Origin of the sequence: Accumulibacter sp. (assembly GCF_031732815.1) — a bacterium.
In the GTDB taxonomy this organism is placed as follows: domain Bacteria; phylum Pseudomonadota; class Gammaproteobacteria; order Burkholderiales; family Rhodocyclaceae; genus Accumulibacter.
This window is the reverse complement of record NZ_JAVMKF010000006.1, coordinates 1-10,328: the sequence shown is the minus strand read 5'-3', so window position 1 is coordinate 10,328 and position 10,328 is coordinate 1. Positions and strand designations below refer to the sequence as shown.

At 64.0% G+C, this 10,328-nt stretch carries 13 protein-coding genes; 10 read left to right on the top strand and 3 right to left on the bottom strand.

The window, feature by feature from the left end; translation table 11 throughout:
* A partial coding sequence (locus RKP46_RS00740) for an Rne/Rng family ribonuclease (RefSeq protein WP_311104860.1) occupies window positions 1-1,073 on the bottom strand: 1,073 nt, incomplete at its 3' end.
* Between the two features lie 227 nt (window positions 1,074-1,300).
* Between RKP46_RS00740 and RKP46_RS00735 the strand changes: the two genes are divergently transcribed.
* From RKP46_RS00735 to RKP46_RS00720, 4 genes are all read left to right on the top strand, one after another.
* Window positions 1,301-1,459 carry a hypothetical protein gene (locus RKP46_RS00735; RefSeq protein WP_311104859.1) on the top strand — a complete coding sequence of 53 codons (159 nt, stop codon included), beginning with the start codon at window positions 1,301-1,303 and terminating at the stop codon, window positions 1,457-1,459.
* A 27-nt stretch (window positions 1,460-1,486) separates the two neighbouring features.
* Window positions 1,487-2,485 (top strand): RluA family pseudouridine synthase, encoded by a 999-nt coding sequence (locus RKP46_RS00730; RefSeq protein ID WP_311104858.1) that lies wholly within the window; start codon window positions 1,487-1,489, stop codon window positions 2,483-2,485.
* Window positions 2,469-3,125 (top strand): HAD-IA family hydrolase, encoded by a 657-nt coding sequence (locus tag RKP46_RS00725; RefSeq protein WP_311104857.1) that lies wholly within the window; start codon window positions 2,469-2,471, stop codon window positions 3,123-3,125. Before RKP46_RS00730 ends, RKP46_RS00725 begins: the two co-directional genes overlap by 17 nt.
* A gap of 204 nt (window positions 3,126-3,329) precedes the next feature.
* Window positions 3,330-4,277, top strand: a complete 948-nt coding sequence (locus RKP46_RS00720; protein WP_311104856.1) for a S49 family peptidase — start codon at window positions 3,330-3,332, stop codon at window positions 4,275-4,277.
* Between the two features lie 25 nt (window positions 4,278-4,302).
* On the opposite strand, the gene RKP46_RS00715 is transcribed toward RKP46_RS00720, so the two are convergent.
* Both RKP46_RS00715 and RKP46_RS00710 read right to left on the bottom strand, forming a co-directional pair.
* The gene (locus RKP46_RS00715) at window positions 4,303-5,013 is read right to left on the bottom strand and encodes an SAM-dependent methyltransferase (protein WP_311104861.1); all 711 of its coding nucleotides are present in this window, start codon (window positions 5,011-5,013) and stop codon (window positions 4,303-4,305) included.
* Window positions 5,014-5,050: 37 nt separating this feature from the next.
* Window positions 5,051-5,635, bottom strand: coding sequence for a Maf family nucleotide pyrophosphatase (locus RKP46_RS00710; RefSeq protein ID WP_311104855.1), 585 nt, complete (start codon window positions 5,633-5,635; stop codon window positions 5,051-5,053).
* Window positions 5,636-5,823: 188 nt separating this feature from the next.
* Here RKP46_RS00710 and RKP46_RS00705 point away from each other — a divergent pair, with 188 nt between their 5' ends.
* From RKP46_RS00705 to fabG, 6 genes are all read left to right on the top strand, one after another.
* Complete coding sequence (locus RKP46_RS00705) at window positions 5,824-6,267, top strand: YceD family protein (RefSeq protein WP_311104854.1); 444 nt, start codon at window positions 5,824-5,826, stop codon at window positions 6,265-6,267.
* A 24-nt stretch (window positions 6,268-6,291) separates the two neighbouring features.
* A complete protein-coding gene (gene rpmF / locus RKP46_RS00700) occupies window positions 6,292-6,471 on the top strand; it encodes a 50S ribosomal protein L32 (RefSeq protein ID WP_311104853.1) in 180 nt (59 codons plus the stop codon).
* Window positions 6,472-6,542: 71 nt separating this feature from the next.
* Complete coding sequence (gene plsX / locus RKP46_RS00695) at window positions 6,543-7,556, top strand: phosphate acyltransferase PlsX (protein ID WP_311104852.1); 1,014 nt, start codon at window positions 6,543-6,545, stop codon at window positions 7,554-7,556.
* 1 nt (window position 7,557) lies between these two features.
* Window positions 7,558-8,517, top strand: a complete 960-nt coding sequence (locus RKP46_RS00690) for a beta-ketoacyl-ACP synthase III (RefSeq protein ID WP_311104851.1) — start codon at window positions 7,558-7,560, stop codon at window positions 8,515-8,517.
* A gap of 11 nt (window positions 8,518-8,528) precedes the next feature.
* Window positions 8,529-9,470, top strand: a complete 942-nt coding sequence (gene fabD, locus RKP46_RS00685; RefSeq protein WP_311104850.1) for an ACP S-malonyltransferase — start codon at window positions 8,529-8,531, stop codon at window positions 9,468-9,470.
* A 5-nt stretch (window positions 9,471-9,475) separates the two neighbouring features.
* On the top strand, window positions 9,476-10,216 hold the full coding sequence (fabG, locus tag RKP46_RS00680) for a 3-oxoacyl-ACP reductase FabG (protein WP_311104849.1): 741 nt from the start codon (window positions 9,476-9,478) through the stop codon (window positions 10,214-10,216).
* Window positions 10,217-10,328: the final 112 nt, after the last annotated feature.

The following is a 10,328-nucleotide window of genomic DNA, read 5'->3' as shown; positions in this document are numbered from 1 at the left end:
TCCACCTCGCGCTGGTTGCGCTGGTTCTCCATGTCGATGAAGTCGATGATGATCAGACCGCCAAGGTCGCGCAGGCGCAACTGGCGGGCAACTTCTTCGGCCGCTTCGAGATTGGTGCGCAGCGCAGTTTCCTCGATGTCGGCGCCACGCGTTGCGCGCCCCGAGTTGACGTCGATCGAAACCAGCGCTTCGGTGTGATCGAGCACAATCGCTCCGCCAGAAGGCAGGGTGACCTGGCGCGAGTAGGCCGATTCGATCTGGTGCTCGATCTGGAAACGCGAGAAGAGCGGTACGTCATCGCGGTAGCGTTTGACCCGGTTCACCGTCGCCGGCATGACGTGCGCCATGAATTGCTGCGCCTGCTCGAAGACCTCGTCGGTGTCGATCAGGATTTCGCCGATGTCGGGCTGGAAATAGTCGCGGATGGCGCGAATGACCAGGCTGCCTTCCTGGTAGATGAGAAAGGCGCCTTTCTGTTGCCCGGCCGCCGACTCGATGGCCTTCCACAGTTGCAGCAGATAGTTCAGATCCCACTGGAGTTCTTCGGCGTTGCGGCCGATTGCGGCTGTACGTGCAATCAGGCTCATTCCCGGCGGGACTTGAAGCTGGTCCATCACCTCGCGCAGTTCGGTCCGTTCGCTACCCTCAACGCGGCGCGAGACGCCGCCGCCGCGCGGGTTGTTCGGCATCAGCACGAGGTAGCGGCCAGCCAGGCTGACGAAGGTGGTCAAGGCGGCGCCTTTGCTGCCGCGCTCGTCCTTGTCGACCTGGACGATCAGCTCCTGGCCCTCGCGCAGCGCTTCCTTGATCGTTGCTCGTCCGCTGTCGACGCCGGCTTGGAAGAAAGCGCGCGAGATCTCCTTGAAGGGGAGAAAGCCGTGCCGCTCCGAACCGTAATCGACGAACGCGGCCTCCAGGCTGGGCTCGATCCGGGTGATGACCGCTTTATAAATGTTGCTCTTTTTCTGTTCCTTGGCGGCCGATTCAATGTCGAGGTCAATCAGCTTCTGACCGTCGACAATGGCAACACGTAGTTCCTCGGCCTGTGTTGCGTTAAAAAGCATGCGTTTCATGGGTTTTGGCTCCCACGCGCGTAATCACGGGGGAAATACCTTCGGCAGGCAGCAACGAACTAGTTGTCGGCGGGATGCATGGGGGGCGTTTCCGGTAGTGCAAGCGATCGGGATATTTCGTCGACTGAGTGGCCGGTCAGGCCGTGCCAGTCGACAACTGGCCCTTCTGTCGGGGTCGCTCGGTGGGTGCTAGGCGCGTGCAGTACAAGGGGTAACGCTACTTCGTGGTGAGCGTACTTAACCAGGTGATCGGCGTCTGGGCGGCCTTGCGCGAGGTCAGCGCAAGTGAGGCGGCGAAGGCCAGCCGCAAAGTGCGTCGCAATTCCTATAGAATCAAGTCGGCGATGCTCGACGGTCTCACGGGTCAGCGCCTCTTTCAACCCTGAACGCAAATCGCGTGAAGTATATTCAAAATGACCGAAATTAGCAAAAACTCGGTGATTCATACACTGATTACCGAGAATGAGGGCGGGCAGCGGCTCGACAATCTCTTGTTCAAGCAGTGCAAGGGCGTCCCCAAGAGCCACGTGTACACCGTCGTACGCAGCGGACAAGTAAGAGTCAACGGAAGACGGGCGGACGTCGCCTACCGCCTGCAGGTCGGCGATGTGCTGCGCATTCCGCCGATGCGCGTGGCCGCCGCCAGTCCCGCACAGGCGGCCACTTCCGGTGCCGAGATGAAGCTGCGTCTGCCCGTCCTCTACGAGGATGAGGCGCTGCTGATCGTCGACAAGCCGGCTGGCGTTGCGGTGCACGGGGGCAGCGGCGAGAGCTTCGGAGTGATCGAAGCGCTTCGCCGGCAGCGCCCGCAGGCGCGCTTTCTCGAGCTGGCGCATCGCCTGGACCGTGAGACGTCAGGCATTCTGCTGCTCGGCAAGAAGCGCTCGGCTCTGCTCGCGCTGCACCGGATGTTCCGCGAGGGTGGGCAGGGCGGTGCTTCCGGCGCCGCCGACAAACGCTATCAGGTGCTGGTCTGCGGGCGTTGGCTGGAGCCGCTGCGGCACGTCCGCCTGCCGCTGGTCAAGTTTCTGCTCAGCTCAGGCGAGCGACGCGTGCGCGTGGCCGACGATGGGCGAGCCGCGCATACGGTATTTCGTCTGCTCGCGCGCTGGGATCGCTTCAGCCTGCTCGAAGCGGAGCTGCGTACCGGCCGCACGCACCAGATTCGCGTTCATCTCGCACATCTCGGCTTTCCCGTGGCCGGCGATGAGAAGTACGGCGATTTCGCGGCAAACCGTGCATTAGCGCGCGAAGGGCTGAAGCGCATGTTCCTGCATGCCTGGCAGATCGGTTTTCCGCATCCGGTCGATGGCCGCCGGATGGCCGTGCAGGCGCCGCTCCCTGCCGCTCTGGCGCGCTTTCTCGAACTGCTGTCGACGCCCGAAAGTCTGGCCTATGGGCGCTCGGTTTGATCTGCTGGTCTTCGACTGGGACGGCACGCTGCTCGACTCGGCGGGGGCGATCGTACGGGCAATTCAGTCCGCGAGTCGTGATCTGGGCTTGCCTGTGCCGTCGGAAGAGCGCGCTCGGCACGTGATTGGCCTGGGCTTGCGCGATGCGCTGCAACATGTCTTGCCCGACTTGCCGCCAGCGCGCTACCCGCAACTGGTTGAGCGCTATCGCCAGCACTATCTGGCGCGCGACCACGAACTGCGGCTGTTTGACGGGGTGCCGGAACTGATCGGCGCGCTCGCCGAGGCGGGTTTCCTCCTTGCGGTGGCGACCGGCAAGAGCCGCTTGGGACTGCAGCGGGCGTTTGAGCACAGCGGGATCGGTCAGTGCTTCCACGCTTCCCGCTGTGCCGACGAGTGTTTCTCCAAGCCGCACCCGCAGATGCTGTGTGAATTGATGGACGAACTCGCGGTGGGCGCCGAGCGGACGTTGATGATCGGCGATACCACGCATGATCTGCAGATGGCGCGCAACGCCGGAGTTGCCGCACTGGCGGTCAGCTACGGCGCGCACCCGGCCGCGGCGCTTGACGCGCTGGCGCCTTTGGCGCGCCTGCAGGCGATCGAAGAACTGGCCAAATGGCTCAGTGACAACGCCTGAGCGTTCATTTTACGGCGCTTCCGGGCTATACTGCGCTCGCGCGATGCCCCTTGATCAGCGGGCAGATGGCGCGCAGTCCGATGTTGCACTCGGGCGGGCGGCGAAACGCTGCCCATGGCGAGGCGTCAGGCAGGGTGACTGCCGTGACAGCGACTGCGCGCCAGGCATGGCGCCACCCACTCTACCGAGAAGCGAGCAGATGCCTTGAATACGCCTGAGAACGAGCCCGGATGGGAACGACAATTGCTGGAAAAGATCGCTTTTGCGTCGCTGCAGGAGCAGCGGGCGAAGCGCCGCTGGGGAATTTTCTTCAAGCTTGCCGGGCTGGCCTATCTGGTCGCCGTTCTCCTGATGCTGGTTGACTGGGGTAGCTCCGAGCAACTCAGCGACGGCCGGCACACGGCGGTGATCCACGTGCACGGCACGATCGAGAGTAGCGGTGAAGGCAGCGCGCAGAGCATCGGCGAGGCGCTGCGCTCGGCTTTTGCCGACAAGGGAACCGCCGGTGTCATCCTGCGCGTGAATACCCCGGGTGGCAGCCCGGTACAGGCCGGAATCGTGCACGATGAGATCCGCCGCCTGCGCAGCAAGCATCCACAGATTCCGCTGCATGTCGTGGTCGAAGACCTGTGTGCTTCCGGCGGTTACTACATCGCCGTTGCCGCCGACCAGATCTTCGTCGACAAGGCAAGCATCCTCGGCTCGATCGGTGTCCTGATGGACGGCTTTGGTTTCACCGGCGCGATGGACAAGCTGGGCGTCGAGCGTCGCCTGTTGACCGCCGGCGAGAACAAGGGCTTTCTCGACCCGTTCTCGCCGCAGGACGTGAAGCAGAAGGAGCACGCCCGGGTACTCCTGCGCGAGATCCATCAGCAGTTCATCGAGGTCGTCCGGCGCGGGCGCGGCCAGCGTCTGAAGGAGACGCCGGACATGTTCAGTGGCCTGATGTGGACCGGGAGCCAGAGCATCCAGCTCGGTCTTGCCGACGGTTTCGGCACGGTGGGTTCGGTCGCGCGCGACATCATCAAGGCAGAAAGGGTGGTCGACTTCACGATCAAGGAAAACATTGCCGAGCGCTTTGCGAAACGCCTGCGTGCGGAAGGCGCCGGCCTTCGCGCCCTGTTCAGCAACGATCGCTTCCTGCTGCGCTAGCTGCGCAGCGCGCTGCCGGCGGCGATCAGGCGAGGAGAAGGAAAACCGTCGGCCGGCGGTTGATTGCGGGCAGCGCGTGCTTTCGCCAGTCGCCCACCGGACGCATCGTGATTTCTTCGCTGGGCAGCGTCAGATCGCTCGCCACGCAGACGCGCGTCGCTGGCGCGCAGACGGCGAGCAGCGAGGCGAGGAACTGTTCATTGCGGTATGGCGTTTCGATGAAGATCTGCGTCTGGCGGTGTTGGCGCGATTCCTTCTCCCGTTCGCGCAACCGCTGTTCACGTTCCTCCCGGCCACTCGGCAGGTAGCCGTGAAACGCGAAACGCTGGCCGTCGAGGCCGGAAGCCATCAGGGCGAGGAGGATCGACGACGGGCCGACCAGCGGGACGACCTGGATTCCCGCGCGGTGGGCCAGCGCGACGAGCGCCGCGCCGGGGTCGGCGACCGCCGGGCAGCCGCTTTCTGAAAGCAGCCCGACATCGCGGCCGGCGAGCAGAGGGGCGAGCAACGCGGGGAGCTGCGTTGCCGGCGTGTGCTCGTCGAGCTGGCTGATCGCGATCTGTTGCAGAGGGGCGTCAGTCGGCAGGGTTTTCAGCACGGCACGTGCGCTGCGGGCGCTTTCGGCAACGAAATGAGTCAAGCGCCGGGCGCAGGCGAGCGTTGCTGGCGGCAGGGCAGCGGCGCCAGCTAGCGGGCCAAGAGGAACCGGAATCAGATAAAGCTTGCCGCGACTCATCGTCGCGTGCAGGCCTGCCGATCCGGCAAGTGTCTGCTCAGACAATGCTGACGTGCTCGTTGCGCAACAGCGTGCAGAGCGCGATCAGCGGTAGTCCGATCAAAGCGTTGGGGTCGTCGCCCTCGATTCGTTCGAGGAGGACGATCCCCAGCCCTTCCGACTTGGCGCTGCCGGCGCAGTTGTAGGGTTGTTCGCGCTCCAGATAGCGCTCGATTTCTTCGTCAGTCAGTCCGCGGAAGGTGACCCGTGTGGGAACGCTGCGCGTCTGCACCCGACCGGTGGGCGCGTCGAGCAGACAAACGGCGGTGATGAAACTGACGCTGCGCCCGCGCAGCGCGCGTAACTGATCGACCGCCGCCGGGTGCGTGCCGGGCTTGCCGAAGATCCTGCCGTCCAGGCAGGCGACCTGATCACTACCGATGATCAAGGCGCTTGGGTGGTCGCCGGTGACCGCTCGCGCTTTCGCCTCGGCCAGTCGCAAGGCGGTTGCCGCAGGCTTTTCGCCAACGAGCGGCGTTTCGTCGACCTTCGGATTGGCGGTGACGAAGGGTAGACCGAGGCGGCCAAGCAGTTCTCGCCGGTAGGGCGAGGTCGAGGCAAGAACGAGAGGGCGGGTGGGCATCGGGCGCTCGGCCAGGCGGAGCAGGGCGAAAGGGACGGTGGTACAGGGAAGCGATGCGCGGGCGGGCGGCGACGCAGCGCTCACTGTGCCGCAGGCGCTTTGACTTCAAAAGCCGAAAATAATATCATGCGCGCCTTATGTCGCGACGAGTACTGATTGACACTCTGGCTTTTGGACGAGAGAGAGGGGTGCTGGACGGCGACCTCGCCGTTTCGTCGTTGACTCGATTGCACGACTTGCTGGCCGAACGCAGTGGTACGCTGGTCTACCATGCCGCGGGCGGCGTCGGGTCCGACGGGCGCAGCCAGTTGTCGCTGGCCATCGAAGGTCGGTTGTTCCTGTGCTGCCAGCGCTGTCTGGAGGCTCTGGATTATCCTGTGGACCTGCACAGTCTGCTCGAATTCGTCGATGACGAGCATGATCTGACGCAGGAGGAGCTGGAGGATGATTCGCGGGACTTCCTGCCCAATCAGCAGGACCTGGATGTCGTGGAACTGATCGAGGACGAAATTCTTCTCGCCCTGCCGACGGTCGCGCGGCATGACGATTGTCGTCTGCCGGCGGCCGTTGCCGCGACCGACGACAAAGTGTCACCATTTTCAGCCCTGGCTGCCGCGCGCAGTCGGGCTTGACAAGTTTGATCTCAGGAGTTTGTCATGGCTGTTCAACAGAACAAGAAGTCCCCCTCAAAGCGCGGCATGCATCGCTCGCACGATTCGCTGAACAGCTTGCCGCTGGCGGTCGACCCGACGAATGGTGAGGTTCACCTGCGTCACCATATCAGCCCAAGCGGCTTTTATCGCGGCAAGAAGGTGCTCAAGGGCAGTGCCGAGTGAGTCTTAGTGACCAGGCAGGCAACTTCCGGTGACGGTGGGTTGCCTGCCTTTTCTTTTGCCTGCTGTGGCCGATGACCGTTAGCGTTGCGATCGACTGTATGGGCGGGGACCACGGACCCCGGGTTACCGTGCCAGCGGCGCTCGAGCTTGTGCGTAGGGATGCCGACGTCCGCGTGATTCTCGTCGGCCGTCAGGCGGACATCCAGCCGCTGCTCGGCGAAGGCGGCCAGGCGCGGGTAAGCGTCCGGCATGCGAATGAAGTGGTGGCGATGGACGAGTCGCCGTCGCTTGCCTTGCGCACCAAGAAAGACTGCTCGATGCGGGTGGCGGTCGATCTGGTCAAGCAGGGCGAGGCCGACGCCTGCGTTTCGGCGGGCAATACCGGCGCCCTGATGGCGATCTCGCGCTTTGTCCTGAAAATGCTGCCGGGGATCGATCGGCCGGCGATCTGCGCTGCACTGCCGACGCTCACCGGGCATACTCACTTGCTGGACCTCGGCGCCAACGTGGACTGCAGTCCGGAACACCTGTTACAGTTCGGGATCATGGGCGCTTCGCTGGTTGCCGCAGTCGAGCACCGCGACCGGCCGAGCGTCGGTATCCTGAACATCGGCGAAGAAGAAATCAAGGGGAACGATGTGGTCAAGCGGGCTGCCGAACTGCTTGCGGGTTCGGGGCTGAATTTCGTTGGCAACGTCGAAGGGGACGGCGTCTACAAGGGCGAGGCCGATGTCATCGTCTGCGACGGCTTCGTCGGTAACGTGGCGCTGAAGACCTCTGAGGGGCTGGCGCAAGTGCTCGCCACTTTTCTGCGCGAGGAATTCAAGCGCAATCTGTTCACTCGCTTGACTGCACTGGTCGCACTCCCGGTCGTCAAACGGTTCAAGAGTCGGGTCGATCACCGCCGTTACAATGGCGCCAGCCTGCTCGGCCTGCGCGGAATCGTCGTCAAGAGCCATGGTTCGGCCGATTCCTTTGCCTTCGGCTACGCGCTACGGCGGGCTGCAGAGGAAGCGAGGAGTGGTTTGCTGGCGCGAATCAGCGAGCGCATCGCCGCGCAACAGCCGATACAGGAGACCGCCTGACATGTACTCTCAGATTACGGGTATCGGCAGCTATCTGCCCGGTCCGCCGGTCGCCAATGATGAGCTTGCACGGCGCGGCATCGACACCAGCGACGAGTGGATCGCCAGCCGGACCGGCATCAGATTTCGCCATCTGGCTGAGAACGGCGAAACCTCGAGCGATCTTGCCCTGCATGCCAGTCGGCAGGCGCTGGCAGCAGCCGGCTGCGCGGCATCCGCTATCGATCTGATCATCGTTGCCACTTCGACGCCGGATTTCATTTTCCCGAGCACCGCCTGCCTGCTGCAGGCCAAACTCGGCAACCAGGGCGCCACGGCTTTCGACGTACAGGCGGTGTGCAGCGGGTTCGTCTATGCGCTGACGGTGGCCGACAAGTTTATCCGTTCGGGCAGTCATCGGCGTGCCTTGGTCGTCGGGGCGGAGGTCTTTTCGCATATCCTCGACTGGTCGGATCGAACGACCTGCGTTCTTTTCGGAGACGGTGCCGGCGCCGTAGTCCTCGAAGCGAGCGACAAGCCGGGCATTCTGGCCAGTACCTTGCATGCCGACGGTGCGCATCACGCGATTCTCTCGGTACCGGGCAGCGTCTGCAAGGGTGTAGTGACCGGCGATCCTTTTCTGCGCATGGATGGGCAGGCGGTTTTCAAGTTTGCCGTGCGCGTCCTGGCCGAGGCTGCCGACGAGTGCTGCCGGATCGCCGCAGTTTCGCCGTCGACAATCGACTGGCTGATTCCGCATCAGGCGAACGTCCGCATACTCGAAGCGACTGCGCGGAAGATGAGAATTCCGCTTGACAAGGTCGTCATCAGCGTCGACCGCCATGGCAATACCTCGGCGGCCTCGGTGCCGCTGGCACTCGACGAAGCAGTGCGCGCCGGACGCATACGCAGCGGGCAAAGAATCATGCTCGAAGGCGTCGGCGGCGGATTCACCTGGGGCGCCGTACTGCTCGACATCTGACAGGACAAAGCATGACTTTTGCATTCGTTTTCCCCGGCCAGGGGTCGCAAGCGGTGGGCATGATGGCGGCCTATGGGGATTCATCCGTCGTTCGCTCGACTTTCGACGAGGCGTCCGCAGCACTCGCCCAGGACTTGTGGCAACTGGTCGCCGATGGCCCGGCGGAGGCGCTGGCGCAGACGGTCAATACCCAGCCGGTGATGCTGACGGCGGGCATCGCGGCTTATCGGCTGTGGCTCGATAAAGGCGGGCGGCAGCCGGCGGTCGTTGCCGGGCATAGTCTGGGGGAATATTCGGCGCTCGTTGCGGCTGGTGTTCTTGCCTTTTCCGATGCGGTGCAACTCGTTCGCCTGCGCGCTGCCGCGATGCAGGACGCGGTGCCCGTCGGCGCCGGCGCGATGGCGGCGATTCTTGGCCTCGACGACGACAAGATAGGCGAAGCTTGCGCGGAGGCGGTGGCCGAGCTGGGTGGCAATGCTGTTGCCGAAGCGGTCAACTTCAACGGGCCCGGACAGACGGTGATCGCCGGTAGCAAGGCGGCGGTCGAGCGTGCCTGCGCAGCGTGCAAGGCGCGTGGCGCCAAGCGCGCCATGCCCTTGCCGGTTTCGGCGCCTTTCCACTCCTCGCTGATCCGCCCGGCAGCCGACCGGCTGGCTGCGCGGCTGGCCGAACTGAACTTCGCCGTACCCCGGATACTGCTTATCAATAATGTGGACGTGGCGGTCGAGTCGGATCCCGAACGAATCAAGGACGCTTTGGTCCGCCAGGCCTACTCGCCCGTGCGCTGGGTCGAGACCATCCGCGCGATTGCCGCGATGGGCGTCGGCAGCGTCGCCGAGTGCGGGCCGGGCAAAGTGCTTGCCGGCCTGACCAGGCGCTGTGCCGAGACGCTGCAGAGCGTCGCGCTGGCTGACCTGGCGGCGATTGAAGCGGCCGTCGCCAATCTGGAGTAGACAGCATGCTGAGTGGACAGACAGCGCTCGTCACGGGCGCATCGCGTGGTATCGGCCAGGCTATCGCGCTCGAACTGGGTCGCCTTGGCGCGGTGGTCGTGGGCACAGCGACCAGTTCGCAAGGCGCGGCAGCAATCTCGGAATACTTGGCAGCCGCTGGCTGCCGCGGTGAAGGTCAGGTGCTCGAGGTGCGCGATGCACAGCGCGTCGACGCGCTGATTGACCAGATTCAGAAGACCTGGGGTGCCGTCTCGATCCTCGTCAACAACGCGGGCATCACGCGCGACAATCTTGCCTTGCGCATCAAGGATGACGCATGGGATGCGGTGCTTGATACTGATCTGAAAGCGGTTTTCTCGCTCTCGCAAGCGGTGATGCGGGGGATGATGAAGGCACGCTACGGCCGCATCATCAACGTGACTTCGGTCGTCGGACACATTGGCAACGGCGGACAGGCCAACTACTGCGCTGCCAAGGCGGGCGTCGCGGGAATGAGCCGCGCGCTGGCGCGTGAGCTGGGCAGTCGCAACATTACCGTCAATTGCGTCGCGCCCGGTCTGATCGATACCGACATGACGCGGGCGCTTGACGAGGCGCAAAAGGCAGCAGCACTGGGCAGTATCCCGCTGGGTCGTCTGGGTTCACCGCAGGACGTGGCGGCGGCGGTGGCATTCCTTGCTTCGCAGGGGGCGAGTTACGTTACTGGTACGACGATTCACGTCAACGGCGGCATGTTCATGAACTGAAGTCGCCGGCTGAAGGCGCCGGGCGTTTGCCCCGCGCTGCGCCGGCTGGCAACTTCTGGTCATTTTGTTAGAATGGCGCACTTTTCTTTTACACCCGAACCGTGGGAAGGAG